Here is a 19,507-nt window from a genome sequence, read left to right as displayed (position 1 = left end):
ATGACCGGACACGACTACGTCACCGAGGCGGACCGCGCGCTCGAGGAGACCTACGAGGAACCGATGAGCCTCGCGGCGTACGTCGATCGGATCTTCGCGAACCCGTCGATCGCCTCCCACGCCTCGAAGTACCTGCTCGAGGCAATCGAGGCCGCCGGCACCCGAACCGTGGTCGAGGAGGGCGAAGAGAAAGAGCGGTACCGGTTCTTCGACGATCCACACAACGACGGCGAGCACGCGATCCTCGGCAACACCGAGGTGCTAAACGGGTTCGTCGACGACCTGCGATCGATCGCCGCGGGGCGGGCGAAAGACGAGAAGATAATCTGGTTCGAGGGTCCGACAGCGACCGGTAAATCCGAGCTCAAGCGCTGTCTGGTCAACGGGCTGCGCGAGTACTCAAAAACAGCGGACGGGCGCCGGTACACCGTCGAGTGGAACGTCACGACCGCGGAAGCCAGCGAGCGGGGGCTAAGCTACGGCGGGGATGCGACGGCGGCCGACGACCAGAATTGGTACGAGAGCCCGGTTCAGGCCCATCCCCTGTCGGTGTTCCCTCAGGAGGTTCGCGAGGACTTGCTCGCCCAGTTAAACGACGGTCTCGACGACCACGTTCCCGTTCAGGTCGACGCACAACTCGATCCGTTCTCCCGGGAAGCATACGACTTCCTCGAGGAGCGCTACCGCCGAGAAGGCGAGGAGGCGCTGTTCTCGGCGATTACCGACGAAAACCACCTCCGCGTGAAGAATTACGTCGTTGACGTCGGTCAGGGCGTCGGCGTCCTCCACTCTGAGGACGACGGACGACCCAAGGAACGACTCGTCGGCTCCTGGATGCACGGCATGCTCCAGGAACTCGACTCGCGCGGGCGAAAGAACCCGCAGGCGTTTAGCTACGACGGCGTCCTCTCGCAGGGCAACGGCGTCCTCACTATCGTCGAGGACGCCGCTCAGCACGCCGACCTCCTCCAGAAGCTGCTGAACGTCCCCGACGAACAGTCGGTGAAGCTGGACAAGGGCATCGGGATGGACGTCGACACGCAGATGCTGATCATCTCGAATCCCGACCTCGAGGCCCAGCTTAACCAGCACGCCGACCGGAACGGAATGGACCCGCTGAAGGCGCTCAAGCGCCGGCTGGACAAACACCGGTTCGGATACCTGACGAACCTCTCGCTCGAGACGGAGCTGATCCGACGCGAACTGACGAACGAGACGGAGGTCTGGGAGGCCGGAAGCTACGACGAACTCGCCGAGCGAATTCGCGAGCCGGTGACGGTTACAGTCAAGGATCGCGACGGCGAAACGCGGGTTCAAGAGTTCGCCCCGCACGCGATCGAATCGGCGGCGCTGTACGCGGTCGTCACGCGACTGGACGAAGAGGACCTACCGAACGGGCTCGACCTCGTCGACAAGGCCCTCATCTACGACCAGGGCTACCTCCAGGAGGGCGATACTCGACGAGAGAAAGACGAATTCGACTTCGATGACGACGGAAATGACGGCGATCACGGCGTTCCGGTAACGTACACCCGAGACACCCTGGCGGAACTGCTTCAGTCCGATCGGGACCGCCATCACACGGATCTGTCGGTCGAAGACGTCGTCATGCCCCGAGACGTACTCAATGCGATGGTCGAGGGGCTCGCCGACGCGCCGGTCTTCTCGACGAACGAACGCTCCGAGTTCGAGAATCGCGTCGTTCCGGTGAAGAACTACATCTACGATCAGCAAGAGAGCGACGTCATCGAGGCGATCATGCACGATAAACGCGTCGACGAGGAGACCGTCGCCGAGTACGTCGAACACGTCTACGCCTGGGAAACCGACGAACCGCTGCACAACGACCGCGGCGAGCGCGTCGAGCCCGATCCGCTGAAGATGAAGCTGTTCGAAATCGAGCACCTCGGACGGTTCTCCGAGGACGAATACGAGGGGAACCTCCCCCGCGAAAGCGTCCGGAACTTCCGGCGTGAGAAGGTCATCACGTCGCTGAACCGCCACGCGTGGGAACACCGCAACGAGGACTTCTCGGTCGAGGACGTCGACCTCACCGCCATCCCGGTGATCAAGACGGTACTCGAGAGCCACGACTGGGACGACGTCGAACGGACGTTCGAGGACTTCGACCCGCGTCAGTGGGACGATCCGCCGAGCGGGACCGAAACGGCGGCGGTCAAAGAAGACACGATCGAAACGATGGTCTCCCTGTTCGGTTACACGGAGGCCTCGGCCGAACTGACCAGCAGACACGTCATGGGACAGGTGAGCTACAGATGGGACTGAGAGACGACCTCGATCGATTCCGCGAAGTCGGTGAAGAGCGCCGCGAGGATCTGGCCGACTTCATCCAGTACGGCGACCTCGGGCAGAGCCGACCGGGGGAAATCAAGATTCCGGTGAAGATCGTCTCGCTGCCGGAGTTCGAGTACGACCAGCGCGATAAGGGCGGGGTCGGACAGGGCGAAGACGGAACGCCCGATACCGGACAGCCGGTCGGCCAGCCCCAGCCGCAGCCGGGCGAGGACGGCGAGGAGGGTGAGCCCGGCGAGGAAGGCGGCGATCACGAATATTACGAGATGGACCCCGAGGAGTTCGCCGAAGAACTCGACGAGGAACTCGGGCTCGACCTCGACCCGAAGGGAAAGAAAGTCGTCGAGGAGAAGGAGGGGCCGTTCACGGACCTCACTCGAACCGGCCCCAACAGCACGCTCGACTTCGAGCGCATGTTCAAAGAGGGGCTCAAGCGCAAGCTCGCGATGGACTTCGACGAGGAGTTCCTGCGGGAACTGTGCAAGGTCGAGGGGATCGAACCGCGGGACGTCTTCGAGTGGGCACGCGGTGAGAACCTCCCGGTATCGATGGCCTGGATCGAAGAAGCGTACAAAGCCGTTCCCGACGAGGAGCGCGGCACGTGGACCTCGATCGAGGAGGTCGAGGAGAACGTCGAGCGCGAGGATGTCCAGCAGAAGATCCGCCGGGAAGGGATCGACCACGTCCCCTTCCGCCGCGAGGACGAACGCTACCGCCACCCCGAGATCATCGAGGAAAAAGAAAAGAACGTCGTCGTCGTCAATATCCGCGACGTCTCCGGCTCGATGCGGGAGAAAAAGCGCGAACTCGTCGAGCGCACGTTCACGCCGCTCGACTGGTACCTCCAGGGCAAGTACGACAACGCCGAGTTCATCTACATCGCCCACGACGCGGACGCCTGGGAGGTCGAACGCGACGAGTTCTTCGGCATCCGGAGCGGCGGCGGCACCAAGATATCGAGCGCCTACGAACTCGCCGCCCAATTGCTCGAAGAATACCCCTGGAGCGACTGGAATCGCTACGTCTTTGCCGCGGGCGACTCCGAGAACTCCTCGAACGACACCGGCGAGCGAGTGATCCCGCTGATGGAGGAGATTCCAGCCAACCTCCACGCTTACGTGGAGACCCAGCCCAGCGGCAACGCGATCAACGCGACCCACGCCGAGGAACTCGAGCGCCATTTCGGACCCGACGACGACGACGTCGCGGTGGCGTACGTAAACGGCGAGTCGGACGTGACCGACGCGATATACGACATTCTCTCGACGGAGAGTGATGACAGTGAGTAATTCCGATAGATTCCGCAAACAGGCGATCGCGGCAGACCTCGAGGAACCGGTCGCGGAGGCCCGAAACCTCGCGACGAAGCTCGGCCTCGAACCGTACCCGGTGAAGTACTGGATCATCGACTACGACGAGATGAACGAACTCATCGCGTACGGCGGGTTCCAGTCGCGATATCCCCACTGGAGATGGGGGATGCAGTACGACCGTCAGCAAAAACAGGGCCAGTACAGCGGCGGGAAGGCCTTCGAAATCGTCAACAACGACAATCCAGCGCACGCGTTCCTTCAGGAGTCGAACACGGTCGCCGACCAGAAGGCGGTCATCACCCACGTCGAGGCTCACTCGGATTTCTTCGCGAACAACGACTGGTTCGGCATGTTCACGAGCGGCCGCGCCGACGAAGATCAGGTCAACGCAGCCGCCATGCTCGAGCGCCACGCCCGAGCCATCGACGAGTACATGTCCGATCCCGACATCGAGCGCGCCGAGGTCGAAAAGTGGATCGACCATTGCCTCTCGCTCGAGGACAACATCGACCAGCACCAGGTGTTCAGCCGGCGTCTCGACATCGACGGGCCCGCCGGCGAGAAGATAGACGAAGACCTTGCGGAGAAACTCGACGAACTCGACCTCTCCGACGAGATCAAAGGCGAAGTCTTCACCGAGGAGTGGGTCGAGAAACTCGAGGGCGAAGAGGGTGCGGTGAGTTTCCCCGAAGCGCCACAGAAGGACGTGCTGTCGTTCGTCCGCGAGCACGGCAAGCAGTACGACGACGAGGCCGGGCGAGGCGTCGAAATGGAGGAGTGGCAGCGGGATATCCTCGACATGATGCGCGCCGAGGCCTACTACTTCGCCGCCCAGAAGATGACGAAGGTGATGAACGAAGGCTGGGCCGCCTACTGGGAGTCAGCGATGATGACCGACGAAGTCTTCGCCGGCGACGACGAGTTTCTGAACTACGCCGACCACATGGCGAAGGTCCTCGCCTCCGGGGGACTCAACCCCTATAGCCTGGGGATGGAACTCTGGGAGTACGTCGAGAACACGACGAATCGCCAGGAGGTCATCGAGCACCTGCTGCGCGTCGAGGGCATCTCCTGGCGGAACCTCACCGAAGTCGTCGACTTCGACGACGTCCTCGAGACGCTCCAGCCGCCGTCGGCGATCGAGACCATCACCCCGGAAACGCTCGATTCGCTCGCGGAGGTGCCCGACGAATGGGTCGATCGCGAGGCGCTCGAACGAGCGAGAACCGGCGAGATCGACGTCGAAACGTACCCCTGGAAAGTGCTGACGTACGAGGGGCTGGCTCGGCGCCACTATTCGCTGGTCAAACGACAGAACCGCGGCTTCCTCGGCCGGGTTTCCCAGAACGAACTCGAGCGAATCGGTCGATACCTCTTCGACGACGCCCGATATTCGTCGGTCGAGGAAGCGCTCGAGGACGTCGACTTCGCGGCCGGCTGGGATCGGATGTTCGACGTTCGGGAGAGCCACAACGACGTCACGTTCTTGGACGAGTTCCTGACGCAGGAGTTCATTACGGAGAACAACTACTTCACGTACGAACACTCACAGGCGACGGGCCAGTTCCACGTCGCGAGCGACGCGGCCGAGGACGTCAAGAAGAAACTCCTCCTGCAATTTACGAACTTCGGCAAGCCGACGATCGCGGTCTACGACGGCAATTACAACAACGCGAACGAATTGCTGCTTGGCCACCAGTACAACGGCGTCATGCTCGATCTCGGTCAGGCGAAAGAGACGCTCAAACGTATCTTCGAGCTCTGGGGTCGGCCGGTGAACCTGCTGACGATCGTCAAGGAGATCGACGAACACGACATCGAGGTCGCAAAGCGCCGCAACCGCGAACCCGAACCGGAAGAGCGAGGGAAACTGATCCGGTACGACGGCGACACGGTCACGACCGAGGATATCCCGTGGGAAGAGGTCGAACACCTCGCTGCCGACGACGTCGACTACGACACCAAACCCGACGAGTGGCTCGCATAGCCTGACTCGATTCACCATTCTACTCGCAAATTGCCCGCGTGACCGGTTCCGCGGCATCGATCGGCCAGAATGCTTTTACCGCCTATCCCTAATGCAGGGACAACATGATTGGGGAAGGGGGCGAGGCAGTCGAATACCGGGGCCGGGGGGCCGCCGAGTTCGACCTGCCATCAGTCCTTGCGCAACTCGACGGTCAAGACCCTTCGGAACAACTCGCTGCGGTCCGCCGAATACGATCGGTAATCGAAGAGCACGAACGGCCGGCCGCGTGCGTTCCAACTGTACCCAAGCTTCGTTCGCTGCTCGAGCGAACGGACGTCGACTTTCACGAAGAGATTGCTACCTGTCTCGCCGAACTTGCGGTCGAAGCGCCCTCCGACGTCGCCCCGTCGACCGGGACGATAGCGGCCGTGGCGGTCGAGCGTGCCGACCAACCGGTTGCGAGGGAACTCCTTCGCTGTCTCGCCGCCGTCGCAGCGGAACGTCCCGCGGTCGTCGGCGATCACACGGCGGCCATCGTTAGCGTGCTCGAGCAACGCCGCGGATACGACCGACACGGACTCCGGATACTGGCGCACGTCTCGAGGCGCCGTCCGGAAGAGATCGTTCAGGCGGTATCCGTCCTCACAGAAGCGCTGAAGACGAACCCAACCGAAAACGGCCGGCCGGTACTGCGAGCTTTCAGCCGACTGGCACGATCGGGCACAACGGTCCCGTCCCTCGAGTTCGTCGAACACGCCGTCGACCTCGTCGATCACGACGAAACGCCGCTGCGGTACGATGCGATCGGCTGTCTCGGCGACGTCGCCGCGCAAGATCCGGCCGCTGTCGAATCAGTCTGTGACGATCTAGCGGTGGCACTCTCGTGTGCGGACCCGGACACGCGAGCCACCGCCGCGGTCACGCTCGCCCGCGTAGCCGCCGAGAGACAGACCGCAATTAACCCCGTTCGATCGCAGTTGCTCGGTTTGCTAACGGACGATCACGCACACGTCCGGGCGAACGCCTGCGCCGCGCTCGGCCACGGTCGCGTCGACGCGGCCGCCACTCGCCTCGCGTCTCTCGAACGCGAGGATCCGTCCGCCATCGTACGCGACCGCGCTGGCTGGGCTCTCGAACAGCTTTCCTAACGGTTCCACCCGTAGTCAGGCGGTTCTCGACGACTCCGCCCGCCGACGGATTCGGGCGAAATATCGCTCACCTGCCGCTCGTCGACGCCACCTCAGCGGTTGAACTGATCTCGCTCTCAGTTACGGGCGTCGTATATCGACCGATACCGAGGACCCGCTCTCGTCAGGTATTGTGTTAGTTGTTAACAAATACCAACCTTTACCCGGTTGGTCCGAGTTATTCCACGAGGACGAGGACCAATGAAGACGAACGATCGCGAGCGCTCGGAGCGCGAAGCTACCACGAATCGCGCAACCGACGACGTACCGGACCGTCACACGATCTGTGAAGTATCCGACGACGTGTCGGACCGTCACACGATCTGTGAAGTATCCGACGACGGGAGGTCGCTTGGTGACTGTGAGATCGCCTACTGTCCGGAGGATGCGACTCATCTCGTCGTTCTCGATACGGGACGGTCGGAACGCCGAGGAGAACGATACTGTCCCTCCCACGTCGGATCGGCCGCCGACGATGCTCGAGCCGATCCCGGCAGAGATCTGGTGTACGGGCCGGTGACGTTCGAGTAGCATGCATCTCATTGCCGCCCGAGAACGCGAACTGAACGAGGGCGTTGCTCGACAGCGTCTAGTATCTGGTGTGCTTGAAGTTGCCGATAACTGAGACAGGATTCGTCGGCGTTCCGACGGACGTAGGCAACGAACGATTCGTATCGATCTGTCTACGAGCGGATCGTGCTCCTGCAACGATCGACAGGAGATCGATACCGGACGACAGACCGGAGCAACTGGGACGAGTCGAGCACGCTACAGTGGAGTTCTACGACGATTGCCTCCGGCAGCGTGAGATCGAGATGGCGACTGGGAGCTTACCGGATGAGGTGTGAGTCACGGTCAAAACGACCGTTCGCCCGCTCCATTTCGAGCGCTCCTGGCCATCCACCGACTGCCGTCGGCTCCATGTGCCAGTTTGTCGCCACACCCCGTTCGATCTCGAGTTACCGGCCGAGTTCCAAATCACTTAGTACACATCGTTAAAAGACCACCATGAATAGATGCGATCGAGTGCTGAATCAACTGACCCCCCCACGACCTTCTCAACTATGATCTCTCCATGAGCGACGGACGCGACGACCCGATCGACGTTCTCTTGATCGAAGACGATTCGGAAGATGCACGCCGCATTCGCGATTCGTTCGCCGACCTCGAGCTCGAGATTTCGGTCCACGTCGTCGCAGACGGATCAAAAGCCGTGTCACTACTTACGGACCGCGTCGACGATCCGACGGCGATGCCCGACCTCATCGTGCTAAATCTGAATCTGGCGCGGATGAGCGGCCTCGAATTCCTCGATACGATCGAAGACGAACCGGTGATTCGCAGGCTTCCGATCCTCGTATTGACGCGATCGGCAACCGGCGAAGATGTTCGGAAATGCTACGAACTGCCGGCAAATGCCTATATAACGAAACCAACTGATCCGCTCGAATACGCCAACCTGGTGGAGGCCATCGCGGACTTCTGGTTTCGACACGTCGCACTTCCGACGAGCGCATTGTAGCCACCACAGCGCAACGAGGGCGCGCAATCTCGACGCCCCCACCTTTGATGCGAACGGACCGCGCACGTACGGTATGGCAGTGACCTCCGAGTTCGACATCGACTTCGACGGAACCGTTGCGGTGATAACCGGTGCGAGCGGCGCGCTCGGCAGCGCTGCTGTCGAACGGTTCCTCGAGACCGGTGCAACGGTCTGTGCCGTCGACGTGATCGCGCCGACCGACGAAGACAGCCTGCTCGAGTCCGAGCCGAGCGACGAGTCGGCGCTTACGTTTTACGAGGCGGATCTAACCGACGAGGACGATGTCGCGGAACTGATCGCAAGCGTCGTCGACGATCACGGCCGGATCGATCACCTGTTGAACATCGCGGGGACGTGGCGAGGCGGCGATCACATCGAGGAGACCACCCTGAAGGAGTTCGAGGCGCTCATCGACGTCAACTTGAAGACGGCCTTCCTCGCGTCGAAACACGCGCTTCCCCATCTCCAGGATGCGGGCGGTGCGATCGTTAGCATTAGCGCGCGTTCCTCGCTCGAGGGCGGCGAGGGCGACGGCCCCTACCGGATCACGAAGGCGGGAATCCGGCTGCTGACGGAGACCCTCGCCGAAGAAAACCGCGGGACCGTGCGGGCGAACTGCGTGATGCCGAGCGTAATCGACACGCCGATGAACCGCGATATGATGCCCGACGCGGATCACGATTCGTGGGTCGACCCGCTCGAAATCGCGGACGTTATGGCCTTTCTCTGTAGCGACGGTGCGGCGGTGACGAGCGGGGCCGCGGTGCCAGTCTACGGCGAAGCGTGAATCGCCTCGGGGTCAAGCCTCGGGGTATTCGCCTTGACTGCCGATAAAAGACGCTCTCACGTCCGACTAGAAATTGTCTCCGAACCAGGTTGCGAAGTCTCCGACGAGGAAGTCGTAGTATTCGATGATCCCGAGCAGGACGACGACTGCCAGGCCGATAACCGCTGGAACGCGCAGCAGCCACAGCCAGGTGGTCCCCCACGGCCCGAGGTCGCCGATACCCTTGCTGAGTTCGTCGAGCGCAAAGTCGTAAATCACCCAGCCGACGAAAACCGCGAGAATGAATCCGCCGAAGACGAGCAGGATGTTGTTGACCAGGAGGTCGTAGAGATTGAGAACCTGGATATCGTACGTCGTCGGAAGACCCACGACGAAGATGATGGCGCTGATGATCGCGGTCGCGCTCAGACGATTCATTCCGTGTTCGTCGATCAAGTACGAGACGACCACCTCGAGGATACTGATCGCACTCGAGAGAGCGGCGATGGCGACGGTGAAAAAGAACACCGCACCAAGGATTCCTCCCAGCGATAACTTGCCGAATGCAGCGGCGAGCGTCACGAAAACCGCACCAGCACCGGGTGCCCCGGGACTGACGCCCGCGCTGAAGAAAATCGGGAAGACGACGAGACCGGCGAGTAGCGCGATAGCGGTGTCGAACCCGATGATAATCAATCCGTCTTCGGCGAGGTTCCGATCCTCGCCGAGATACGAGGCGTAGGTAATCATCACGCCCATCCCCAGCGAGAGGGTAAAGAAGGCCTGACCGGCGGCTGCGGGCAGTATACTCTGCCACTCACTCGCGATATAGCCGAAATCCGGCGACAGATAGTACGCGTACGCCTCGCCTGCCCCCTCGAGGGTGAACACGTAGACTGCCATTCCGACCATGATAACGATGATGGCGGGGACCATCACTTTCACGGCGAGTTCGATACCACGCTGGATACCGAGCCCGACGATAGCGATGATAGCGAGCATAAAGAGGGCGTGGAAGAACACCGCATCCAGACCGCTGGCCACGGAGAGGAACTGCCCTTCGGCGCCCGCCACGTCGCCGACGTACTCGTTTTGCAGTCCGAGGAGAACGTATCGGACCGTCCACCCGGCGACGACGCTATAGTACGAGAGGATGAGAAAGCCAGTCGTAAAGAAGAGCCATCCGGCATATCGGAGCTTCCCCGACCCGAGCTGTTTCAACGCACCGACCGGATTCCGATCAGTACGGCGACCGATGACGAACTCCGCGAGCATCACCGGAAAACCGATGCTTGCGATAAACAGGAGGTAAATGAGTACGAATCCTGCACCTCCCTCCTGTCCGACCTGAAACGGGAACCGCCAGATGTTTCCTAACCCCACTGCACTCCCGACCGCGGCGAAAATGAATCCGGTTCGCGTCGCCCATGATTCGCGCTGTGACATACCACCGACTCAAAACGGATCGACCCATATAATTCTCCGTGTCGGTCGCGCTACATGAAAGCGGGATCAGTTATAAATCGTGATGGAGTTACGGAATCCTTTTCCAGTTGGTCCTCGCACAACGGCGTATGAATCGAGAAGGGGTGTTCCCAACATGACGATGGAAGACCGTATCGACGAACTCGAGGAACTCCGCGAAGAAGCACGAAAAGGAGGTGGTGAAACCCGAATCGAAAAGCAACACGACAAGGGGAAGATGACCGCCCGCGAGCGGATCGATTACTTCCTCGACGAGGGCACCTTCACGGAATTCGACCAGCTCCGGACGCATCAGACGAGCCAGTTCGGGATGGAGGAGAAGAAGATTCCCGGCGACGGTGTCGTTACTGGGTACGGCGAAGTCAACGGGCGGACGACCTTCGTCTTCGCCCACGACTTCACCGTCTTCGGCGGATCTCTCGGCGAGGTTTTCGCGGAGAAGGTCTGCAAGGTCATGGACATGGCCATGGAGGTTGGTGCGCCCGTTATCGGGCTCAACGACTCCGCAGGAGCCCGCATTCAGGAAGGTGTCAAGAGCCTCGCCGGCTACACCGAGATCTTCCGCCGGAACCAGGAGGCAAGCGGCGTCGTCCCGCAGATCTCCGCGACGATGGGGCCCTGTGCTGGCGGTGCCGTCTACTCACCGGCGATTACCGATTTCATCTTCATGGTCAAAGACACCAGCCACATGTACATCACCGGGCCCGGTGTCACCAAGACCGTTACCGGTGAAGAGGTCTCTCACGAGGAACTCGGCGGCGCGATGACTCACGCCGACAAAACCGGCGTCGCTCAGTTCGCCTGCGAGAGCGAAGAACAGGCGCTCGACGACATCAAGCGACTGCTCTCGTACCTCCCGCAGAACAACGTCGAGGACCCGCCCCGCGTCGATCCCTGGGACGACCCCGATCGCCGCGACGACGCGCTCACCGATATCGTCCCGCCGAGCCCACAGAAACCCTACGACATGATCAATGTCATCGACAGCGTCGTCGACGAGGGTTCGTTCTTCGAGGTCGCGGACAACTTCGCACAGAACATCGTCGTCGGCTTCGGACGACTCGACGGCCGCTCGGTCGGTCTCGTCGCTAACCAGCCGCGTGTCAACGCCGGAACCCTGACAGTCGATGCCTCGATGAAAGCGTCGCGCTTCGTCCGCTTTTGTGATTCCTTTAACATCCCGATCGTCACGTTCGTCGACGTCCCCGGATACATGCCCGGGACCGATCAGGAACATCGCGGGATCATCCGTCACGGCGCGAAATTACTCTACGCCTACGCCGAAGCGACCGTTCCGCTGCTGACCGTCATCACGCGCAAAGCGTACGGCGGAGCGTACTGCGTCATGGCCTCGAAGAACCTCGGCGCGGACGTCAACTACGCCTGGCCGACTGCCGAAATTGCCGTCATGGGACCGCAGGGTGCAGTCAACATCCTCTATCGCGAGGAACTCGAGCAATCGGACAATCCGGACGAACTCCGCGACGAACTCATCGAGGAGTATCGCGAGGAGTTCGCAAACCCCTACACGGCAACCGATAAAGGGTTCCTCGACGACGTCATCGTGCCCACCGAAACCCGCCCGCGACTGATCGACGATCTGGAAATGCTAGAGACGAAACGCGCATCGAACCCGGACAAGAAACACGGCAACATTCCGCTGTAATCAGATGAGTCAACAGCAACAGACAACCGGAGACGCAACCACCGCATCGTCGCCGTCGAAGGAGATGGCCGCGGACGGTGACCCGGCCGGGTACGGGGCGATGCTGCCCGGCGACGTCTCCCTCGAGTTGCCTGCCGACGCCGACGACGAGGAGGCCGCGGCGATCATGGCCGCGATCGGGGCTCATCTCCACGACCACGCGCTCGCGGCCGCCGCAGCGGCGGCCAGCGGCGAGGAGACGTGGGACGAAAAGCGGTGGGCCTTCGCCGGACGGGTTCGCGAACAGCAACATCGAACCGTCCGCGTTCCGCGGGAGGCGCCGACCAACGCCTGGTCGGCTGCGGGGCGGACGGACCGCTTCTGACGGTCACGACTTCGTTTTTGAGCGCTCGCGCGGTCGGTTCCGGGGCTGACCGAGTAACGCCTCGGCACGAGAAATCCCCGCCCGCGTGCATCTGATCGAAAGTAGTCTTGACAGCCATTGCACATCCCGATCGCGGATTCGCGGCCAGCGAGCGCTCGCTGGCCGCACCAGCGCAAGCAGTGGATGAATCGTTTCAACGACGACTACAGGAGACTAGCTCGATTCGGAGTCGTGTTCCATTTCGGTTCTGTCTTCAGGCTCCGACAGGCCCGACAAGTCGTCGGACCCCGCGCCTGGAGTCGACGCGACGTCCTCGCCTTCTTTGATCGCCTGCGCTTCCTGTTCCATCGCCTCGACGTCCATCTCCGCTTGTTCGTCAATCTCGCCGATGATATCGGCGATATCGTCCAGGCCAATCAACTCGCGAGTCTCCTCGTCGAACTCGAGGCTCTCGAGTTCCGCTCCGTCCGCTTTCACGTCACTGCCCGAGAGGTGTTTCCCGTAACGGCCAACCAGTGAGGACAGTTCCTGTGGGAGGAGGAACGTCGACGACTCGCCTTGCCCGATCTCGGCGAGCGTTTCCATCCCTTTGTCGATGACTGCGCGTTCGCCCATCGATTCGGCGGATCGTGCACGCAGCACGGTCGAAATCGCATCTCCCTGGGACTCGAGAATCTGGCTTTGTTTCTCACCTTGAGCGCGGATGATATTCGACTGTTTGTCACCCTCTGCCTTCTCGACGGCGCTGCGGCGTTCACCCTGGGCCTCGAGGATCATGGCTCGGCGCCGACGCTCCGCTGAGGTCTGTTCCTCCATCGCGCCTTTGACGCCCTGGGACGGAGTCACCTCGCGGACTTCGACGGACTCGACTCGAATGCCCCACTCGTCGGTCGGTTCGTCGAGTTCCTGGCGAATCCGCTCGTTTATCATCTCGCGCCGACTGAGGGTATCGTCGAGTTCCATGTCGCCGATGACAGCCCGCAGCGTCGTCTGAGCCAAGTTCGAGACCGCCCGCTGATAGTCGTCGACTTCGAGAAACGCCCGTTTGGCGTTCATGACCCGGATGTAGACGACGGCGTCGGCCGTCACCGGCGAGTTATCGCGCGTGATCGCTTCCTGAGACGGGACGTCCAACGTTTGCGTTCGCATGTCGAACGTGTATATCCGCGAGACGAACGGTGGAACGATGTTGAGCCCCGGCTCGAGGAGCTTGCGGTATTCGCCGAAGACGGTCAGTGCACCCCTGTTGTAGGCGTCGACGATCTCGACCATCTGCCAGACAGTGACGAGGGCGAGCACGAGAATGACTAGCCCGACAGCCAAGAGCGGGTCCTCGAGAACCGATTGAAGTTGAATGGGAGCGATTGTCAGTGGATACATCGTGTGGATCAGGGGATCGAGCCGGATAACGATTGTGCATGAATACCAATCATCATGGAACTGAGTAGCTCACAGGGGCGTCCACCGACACGCATTAATTGGGCCGCTCCGATGGGGTAGACCCCATTGCGCATCGGTCGGGTACTGTATCGATAGGTCGATCACTGCGCTGAGGATGAGAGTCTCGAGCGAGCAGTACGGGGTCGATTTCGAGAGAGCGCACGGTGGAGAGAGCGCACGGTGAAGAGAGCGCCCTGATGCGCTCGCGTTTTGGCCATCACTCCTATTATACAATCGTGTATATTCCGTTTATAGTTCAAAGCAAGAGATGCTACAAGCAGGTGTCATTTCATGATTCCCTGGAGTGGATTGCTATCGCTACTCGTACTCGCCACACTGTCGACGGCCCTCGCCGTTCGATTCGACTATCGGCCAGACGAAAAGCGCGTCCATCTGTACGAAACCGACGGTGAGCGGAGAAATCCCTTCCAAACGGATACTTTCAGCTCAGCGGACGCGCCCACCACGTGTCGGAGTTGCGGACGCGGACTCGAATCGTCGTCGTATCGCTACTGTGGTCGCTGTGCTACGACCGATGCCGACGATGACTGATCTGCGACCGACGCGATACTGATATCGTTCCAACGTGTTCGCTGGGGCACGTCGCCGAACCCGTTGCGAAAAAGTAAGGTAGGCCCCTCTCAACAGTTTTCACAAGAATGTTCAGGAAGGTTCTCGTGGCGAACCGCGGGGAAATAGCCGTTCGAGTCATGCGAGCATGTGAAGAGTTGAACATCGGAACCGTCGCCGTCTACTCCGAGGCCGACAAGGACTCGGGACACGTCCGATACGCCGACGAGGCGTACAACGTGGGGCCGGCACGAGCGGCCGACTCGTATCTGGATCACGAAGCCGTCATCGAGGCTGCACGCAAGGCCGACGCCGACGCCATCCACCCGGGCTATGGCTTCCTCGCCGAAAACGCCGAGTTCGCGGGTAAGGTCGAGGACGCCGACGGAATCACGTGGATCGGGCCGTCCAGCGACGCGATGGAATCGCTGGGCGAGAAAACCAAGGCCCGAACGATCATGAACGACGCCGACGTCCCAATCGTTCCCGGGACGACCGACCCCGTTACCGACCCGGCGGAAGTCAAGGAATTCGGCGAGAAACACGGCTACCCGATCGCCATCAAGGCCGAAGGTGGCGGTGGCGGCCGCGGAATGAAGGTCGTCTGGGACGAAAGCGAGGTCGAAGACCAACTCGAGAGCGCACAGCGGGAGGGCGAGGCCTACTTCGATAACGATTCGGTCTACCTCGAGCGCTACCTCGAACAGCCCCGTCACATCGAGGTTCAGATCGTCGCCGACCAGCACGGTAACGTACGCCACCTCGGCGAACGCGACTGTTCGCTCCAGCGCCGCCACCAGAAGGTCATCGAGGAAGGCCCGTCGGCGGCCCTGACCGACGAACTCCGTGAGCAGATCGGCGAGGCCGCCCGTCGGGGCGTCGCCGCCGCTGACTACACCAACGCGGGTACCGTCGAATTCCTCGTCGAAGAAGAGCCAGGCCGCGATGGACCGCTGGGCCCTGACGCGAACTTCTACTTCCTCGAGGTGAACACGCGAATCCAGGTCGAGCATACGGTCACCGAAGCGATCACCGGCATCGATATCGTCAAACGCCAGATCCGGATCGCTGCCGGCGAGGAGATTGACATCGACCAGGACGACGTCGAAATCGACGGCCACGCAATTGAGTTTCGGATCAACGCCGAGAACGCGGCGGACGACTTCGCCCCCGCGACCGGCGGAACGCTCGAGACCTACGACCCGCCGGGCGGAATCGGCGTCCGCATGGACGACGCGCTGCGACAAGGCGACGAACTCGTCACCGACTACGATTCGATGATCGCGAAGCTGGTCGTCTGGGGCGAAGACCGTGACGAATGCATCGAGCGGTCGCTGCGAGCCCTCCGCGAATACGACATCGAGGGAATCCCGACGATCATTCCGTTCCATCGCCTGATGCTCACCGACGAGGAGTTCGTCCAGAGTACCCACACCACGAAATATCTCGACGAGGAACTCGACGAAACCCGCATCGAGGAAGCACAGGAACAGTGGGGTGGTGATACCGGCGACGGCGCGAGCGAAGACGACGAGGAGACCGTCGAACGCGAGTTCACCGTCGAGGTCAACGGCAAGCGCTTCGAGGTCGAACTCGAAGAACACGGTGCACCGGCGATCCCGACAGGCGACGTCGAGGCCGCGGGTGGGCAGGCGACTCGACCGGAACCCGCCGGCGGGGAAAGCGGCGGTGACGCCGACATTCAGGGCGAAGGTGAAACGGTCGACGCGGAAATGCAGGGAACGATTCTCGACGTCGCTGTCGAGGAAGGCGACGAGGTCGCCGCCGGCGACGTGCTGGTCGTTCTCGAGGCGATGAAGATGGAAAACGACATCGTCGCCTCCCGCGGCGGCACCGTCAACCAGATCGCCGTCGAAGAAGGCGAGAGCGTCGATATGGGCGACACGTTGGTCGTCCTCGAGTGATGGACGCGGTCGGTCGGAGTTTGTAGCCAACGCAACTGCGGCCGAAACCAGAATCGGAGAACGTCCTCGGTCGTATCGCGATCGGCGCGCGGCGATCGTTTTCGATCGCTAGACTCGTGTTCCAAGAAGCGCGGATCGTTTGGCAGATAAGTGATAATATTGCCTGCCGAGCGGTCAGCTACTCTGAGGAATCAACTCGCCCGCATGGAACGCACGTCGAGCAGATTCTACCATCCTTATTCTCAACGCGAATACTGTTGCATGGATAGAACGCATTTCAATTAATACTATCTACAGAAAAATATAAGTAAGCCATGAGACAATATGGGGTGCGACCGAACACGAGACCAACGGGGCCAGAGTACATATCGGACTATGAACGAAGAATTTGTACACCGGGAGGAAGACGGGCAATTCGAGCCAAAGGACGAAACGTACGAACGAATAAGTGAGTTCACCGAGTCAGTGTTAGGAAACCAGGATCGGGTCAGAGAATACGCACTCACGAAAACGCTCTCGAAGCTTTCGATCCAGGCGTTTGCCTTGTTCTTCGCACTGGCGTTCTACGGCATGCTTCTCGAGTACGACATCGCAACGATTCCAGCGGTCATTCCAGACGTTCCGGAAACGGTCATCCTTCCGGCGGCGGCCGCCTGTGGAGCGATTGCGATCGTACTGACGCTCGTTGTTCTCGCGCTGAGCAAGAAGGCGATAGACCTCGATTTCTCGGAACGGATGCTCGCCGAGTATCACCTCGCGAAGGCAATCAACGCGTACGAAGAGGACAATCACTCGACGTCGATCACCCACCTTCGAAAGCTGGATCGATCGCTCGATAGTTCCTTTTCGCCGTATCCGTTTTCGAATCAGGCGATCATTTCTCCACACGTCACACCGGCTGTCAGTACGTACGTCGCGAATATCAGCCAATCCGAAACACCGGAGGAAAGTCTGGACCGGACCCTCATTCCGTTCGCGGTCACACTCATCGATCACCTCTCCGACCAGACGCATCAGCGGATCAATTCGCTCTCGGATGACGTCGCACAAACGACGAGTAATACCACCATCGCGAGCGTTCTCGTTTCTTCGTTCTCGTACGTCGCGTTTATCAAACCGATCGCGGTTCTCGTCACCTGGGTCACAATCGTCCTCGTCATCGGGATTCACTTCGCCCAGCGCATTGGGCCGATTCAGGGTATCGCCACCGTCGTCACTCTTCTCGGGGCGCCCCAGCTCGCAGATTATCTGTTTACGAAAGTGTTCAAACAGGTCATGCCCTACTCCCATCGTGTCGATACGGGCGAGTGATTTTGCCTCGAAAATCGCTTCCGCGGTGCTCGTATGCGATCCGATACAACGGTGACAGCGCGAACTCGTTGAATCCAGCCGTGGCAGCCAATGACCACTGAACATATGTGGGCAAACGGTGAAGAGTTCCCGTTCGAAACGGCCGGTGTACGCGGCACCGGGCGACTCGAATTTGCGATCACCGCTCGTATTACGTGCCGCGTGCACGGATCGCGATCGGACGACCTGCTCGTCCGATCGATCGGAATCCGAGCGATCGAGTCGGTCACGGATGGTGCCACATCAGTGCGGGCGTCCCGAACTGGTGGAGCCTGGTCAGCCACTCGCGTCCCGTCCGTGTCCGTCTCGTGATCGGACGCTTCTCGAGCGGATCAGCAATGTGCATGGGCCCCTCCGAGTTCGGATTGCAGTCGAACGCCGACAGAGTGCTCTCGAATGGGTTCGGAGTCTGGCTATGCATCGCTGTGTCCGGGATCAGATCGAAGAACCCCTACGGCCGGCGAACGGTTCGCACGTCGGAATTCAGCGGTCGGCGGAGAGTCGCTCACGCTCATCGCCTTCCCACGGCAGCGGCCCATCGTACCCCGCTGGAACGAACGGACAGAGCGGATCGCTCGCGAGCGGGTTGCCAGTGTGGGCGAACGCCCGCGAGCGACTTCCGCCACAGACGTGGCGGTACGGACAGGCGCCACACTTACCGGTGAGTTGATCGCGATCGCGTAGCGACCGGAACAGCGGCGATTCGCGGTAGATTTCCGTCACCGGCCGCTCGCGAACGTTGCCGGCGGCTTCGGGAAGGAAGCCGGACGGGAACACCTCGCCCGTGTGGCTGACGAACGCGAAGCCGTCGCCCGCGACGATTCCGGTGCGGCGCTCGATACCTGATCCCGGCCCGGCCGCACCGTCGTCCTCACCGTCCGCGTCTGCCCGGCGTTGCATCGCGACCCGCCGGTACTGAGGGGCTTCGGTCGTCTTGACGCCGAACGGTTCCGACTCGCTGACATCGGCCAGCCACTCCATTACCGCATCGGCCCGCTGCGGATCGACCGGTTCGAGGATCCGTCCGCGACCGACGGGAACGAGAAAGAAGACGCTCCACATGACGGCCCCGATCTCGGTCAGCAGGTCCCGGATGGCGGGCAATTCGCCGACGGTTCGACGACAGACCGTGGTGTTGACCTGGACGGGGAGCCCAACCGCTCGAGCGTCCTCGACGGCCCGAATCGTCTCTTCGAAACTGCCGTCCTCGCCACGGAAGGAATCGTGGGCGTCGGCCGACGCACCGTCGAGGCTGACGGCCATCCGTTTGAGTCCCGCATCCGCCATCGCTTCGATGCGCTCGGCGGTTAGCGACCCCGTGCCGCTCGGTGTGATCGTCATTCGCAATCCGAGGTCGTCGCCGTGATCGATTAGCTCCGGAACGTCGTCTCTAACGAGCGGATCGCCGCCGGAGAGGACGACCAGTTGGCCGTCGCCGAATTCGGCTGCCTCCTCGAGCAGCGCCTTCCCTTCAGCCGTCGAAAGTTCGTCGGGGTGGCGGCGAGGCTGGGCGTCGGCCCGACAGTGGTCACAGGCGAGCCCGCAGGCCTGGGTGAGCTCCCATATCAGGACGAACGGTCGCTCGGCCGTGTCGAGAGGTCCGGTGTGCATCGTCT

Annotated in this window: 15 protein-coding genes; 12 read left to right on the top strand and 3 right to left on the bottom strand. The window is 61.3% G+C overall.

Features of this window, described 5'->3' with window-relative positions:
* The 7 genes from HYG82_RS22445 to HYG82_RS22415 all read left to right on the top strand — a co-directional run bounded on the left by HYG82_RS22445 (position 1) and on the right by HYG82_RS22415 (position 9,112).
* Positions 1-2,286 (top strand): PrkA family serine protein kinase, encoded by a 2,286-nt coding sequence (locus HYG82_RS22445; protein ID WP_179259374.1) that lies wholly within the window; start codon positions 1-3, stop codon positions 2,284-2,286.
* Complete coding sequence (locus HYG82_RS22440) at positions 2,277-3,602, top strand: YeaH/YhbH family protein (protein WP_179259373.1); 1,326 nt, start codon at positions 2,277-2,279, stop codon at positions 3,600-3,602. Before HYG82_RS22445 ends, HYG82_RS22440 begins: the two co-directional genes overlap by 10 nt.
* Positions 3,589-5,613, top strand: a complete 2,025-nt coding sequence (locus HYG82_RS22435) for a SpoVR family protein (RefSeq protein WP_179259372.1) — start codon at positions 3,589-3,591, stop codon at positions 5,611-5,613. The genes HYG82_RS22440 and HYG82_RS22435 overlap by 14 nt, the downstream gene beginning before the upstream one ends.
* Before the next feature lie 104 nt (positions 5,614-5,717).
* The gene (locus HYG82_RS22430) at positions 5,718-6,743 is read left to right on the top strand and encodes a HEAT repeat domain-containing protein (RefSeq protein ID WP_179259371.1); all 1,026 of its coding nucleotides are present in this window, start codon (positions 5,718-5,720) and stop codon (positions 6,741-6,743) included.
* Between the two features lie 240 nt (positions 6,744-6,983).
* Entirely contained in the window at positions 6,984-7,313 is a 330-nt protein-coding gene (locus tag HYG82_RS22425) for a hypothetical protein (RefSeq protein ID WP_179259370.1), read from the top strand.
* A 544-nt stretch (positions 7,314-7,857) separates the two neighbouring features.
* A complete protein-coding gene (locus HYG82_RS22420) occupies positions 7,858-8,304 on the top strand; it encodes a response regulator (RefSeq protein ID WP_179259369.1) in 447 nt (148 codons plus the stop codon).
* A gap of 73 nt (positions 8,305-8,377) precedes the next feature.
* Positions 8,378-9,112, top strand: a complete 735-nt coding sequence (locus tag HYG82_RS22415) for an SDR family oxidoreductase (RefSeq protein WP_179259368.1) — start codon at positions 8,378-8,380, stop codon at positions 9,110-9,112.
* Positions 9,113-9,178: 66 nt separating this feature from the next.
* Here HYG82_RS22415 and HYG82_RS22410 read toward each other — a convergent pair whose 3' ends face one another.
* Positions 9,179-10,537: a sodium-dependent transporter gene (locus tag HYG82_RS22410; RefSeq protein WP_179259367.1), complete on the bottom strand. Its 1,359-nt coding sequence runs from the start codon at positions 10,535-10,537 to the stop codon at positions 9,179-9,181.
* Between the two features lie 160 nt (positions 10,538-10,697).
* Here HYG82_RS22410 and HYG82_RS22405 point away from each other — a divergent pair, with 160 nt between their 5' ends.
* Both HYG82_RS22405 and HYG82_RS22400 read left to right on the top strand, forming a co-directional pair.
* Entirely contained in the window at positions 10,698-12,242 is a 1,545-nt protein-coding gene (locus HYG82_RS22405; RefSeq protein WP_179264315.1) for an acyl-CoA carboxylase subunit beta, read from the top strand.
* Positions 12,243-12,306: 64 nt separating this feature from the next.
* Positions 12,307-12,606: a DUF8022 family protein gene (locus HYG82_RS22400; protein WP_284145039.1), complete on the top strand. Its 300-nt coding sequence runs from the start codon at positions 12,307-12,309 to the stop codon at positions 12,604-12,606.
* Between the two features lie 213 nt (positions 12,607-12,819).
* Here HYG82_RS22400 and HYG82_RS22395 read toward each other — a convergent pair whose 3' ends face one another.
* Positions 12,820-13,986 carry an SPFH domain-containing protein gene (locus HYG82_RS22395; RefSeq protein WP_179259366.1) on the bottom strand — a complete coding sequence of 389 codons (1,167 nt, stop codon included), beginning with the start codon at positions 13,984-13,986 and terminating at the stop codon, positions 12,820-12,822.
* A 719-nt stretch (positions 13,987-14,705) separates the two neighbouring features.
* Between HYG82_RS22395 and HYG82_RS22390 the strand changes: the two genes are divergently transcribed.
* The 3 genes from HYG82_RS22390 (at position 14,706) to HYG82_RS22380 (ending at position 18,203) form a co-directional block, all read left to right on the top strand.
* Positions 14,706-16,541 carry an acetyl-CoA carboxylase biotin carboxylase subunit gene (locus tag HYG82_RS22390; RefSeq protein ID WP_179259365.1) on the top strand — a complete coding sequence of 612 codons (1,836 nt, stop codon included), beginning with the start codon at positions 14,706-14,708 and terminating at the stop codon, positions 16,539-16,541.
* 375 nt (positions 16,542-16,916) lie between these two features.
* Positions 16,917-17,852 carry a hypothetical protein gene (locus HYG82_RS22385; protein WP_179259364.1) on the top strand — a complete coding sequence of 312 codons (936 nt, stop codon included), beginning with the start codon at positions 16,917-16,919 and terminating at the stop codon, positions 17,850-17,852.
* Between the two features lie 90 nt (positions 17,853-17,942).
* Positions 17,943-18,203: a hypothetical protein gene (locus tag HYG82_RS22380; protein ID WP_179259363.1), complete on the top strand. Its 261-nt coding sequence runs from the start codon at positions 17,943-17,945 to the stop codon at positions 18,201-18,203.
* Positions 18,204-18,374: 171 nt separating this feature from the next.
* Here the strand turns inward: HYG82_RS22380 and HYG82_RS22375 are convergent, their stop codons facing one another.
* The gene (locus HYG82_RS22375; protein WP_179259362.1) at positions 18,375-19,502 is read right to left on the bottom strand and encodes a TIGR04053 family radical SAM/SPASM domain-containing protein; all 1,128 of its coding nucleotides are present in this window, start codon (positions 19,500-19,502) and stop codon (positions 18,375-18,377) included.
* Positions 19,503-19,507 lie beyond the last annotated feature (5 nt).

The organism is Natrinema halophilum (assembly GCF_013402815.2).
Lineage (GTDB): Archaea > Halobacteriota > Halobacteria > Halobacteriales > Natrialbaceae > Natrinema > Natrinema halophilum.
The sequence above is the reverse complement of the archived record's forward strand: the minus strand, read 5'-3'. Positions and strand labels throughout refer to the sequence as shown.

What these genes read in the sequence shown, in the direction of transcription:
- HYG82_RS22445 (WP_179259374.1), top strand. Translation starts at nt 1, where the DNA reads ATGACCGGACACGACTACGTCACCGAGGCGGACCGCGCGCTCGAGGAG.
- HYG82_RS22440 (WP_179259373.1), top strand. Translation starts at nt 2,277, where the DNA reads ATGGGACTGAGAGACGACCTCGATCGATTCCGCGAAGTCGGTGAAGAG.
- HYG82_RS22435 (WP_179259372.1), top strand. Translation starts at nt 3,589, where the DNA reads ATGACAGTGAGTAATTCCGATAGATTCCGCAAACAGGCGATCGCGGCA.
- HYG82_RS22430 (WP_179259371.1), top strand. Translation starts at nt 5,718, where the DNA reads ATGATTGGGGAAGGGGGCGAGGCAGTCGAATACCGGGGCCGGGGGGCC.
- HYG82_RS22425 (WP_179259370.1), top strand. Translation starts at nt 6,984, where the DNA reads ATGAAGACGAACGATCGCGAGCGCTCGGAGCGCGAAGCTACCACGAAT.
- HYG82_RS22420 (WP_179259369.1), top strand. Translation starts at nt 7,858, where the DNA reads ATGAGCGACGGACGCGACGACCCGATCGACGTTCTCTTGATCGAAGAC.
- HYG82_RS22415 (WP_179259368.1), top strand. Translation starts at nt 8,378, where the DNA reads ATGGCAGTGACCTCCGAGTTCGACATCGACTTCGACGGAACCGTTGCG.
- HYG82_RS22410 (WP_179259367.1), bottom strand. Translation starts at nt 10,537, where the DNA reads ATGTCACAGCGCGAATCATGGGCGACGCGAACCGGATTCATTTTCGCC.
- HYG82_RS22405 (WP_179264315.1), top strand. Translation starts at nt 10,698, where the DNA reads ATGGAAGACCGTATCGACGAACTCGAGGAACTCCGCGAAGAAGCACGA.
- HYG82_RS22400 (WP_284145039.1), top strand. Translation starts at nt 12,307, where the DNA reads ATGGCCGCGGACGGTGACCCGGCCGGGTACGGGGCGATGCTGCCCGGC.
- HYG82_RS22395 (WP_179259366.1), bottom strand. Translation starts at nt 13,986, where the DNA reads ATGTATCCACTGACAATCGCTCCCATTCAACTTCAATCGGTTCTCGAG.
- HYG82_RS22390 (WP_179259365.1), top strand. Translation starts at nt 14,706, where the DNA reads ATGTTCAGGAAGGTTCTCGTGGCGAACCGCGGGGAAATAGCCGTTCGA.
- HYG82_RS22385 (WP_179259364.1), top strand. Translation starts at nt 16,917, where the DNA reads ATGAACGAAGAATTTGTACACCGGGAGGAAGACGGGCAATTCGAGCCA.
- HYG82_RS22380 (WP_179259363.1), top strand. Translation starts at nt 17,943, where the DNA reads ATGACCACTGAACATATGTGGGCAAACGGTGAAGAGTTCCCGTTCGAA.
- HYG82_RS22375 (WP_179259362.1), bottom strand. Translation starts at nt 19,502, where the DNA reads ATGCACACCGGACCTCTCGACACGGCCGAGCGACCGTTCGTCCTGATA.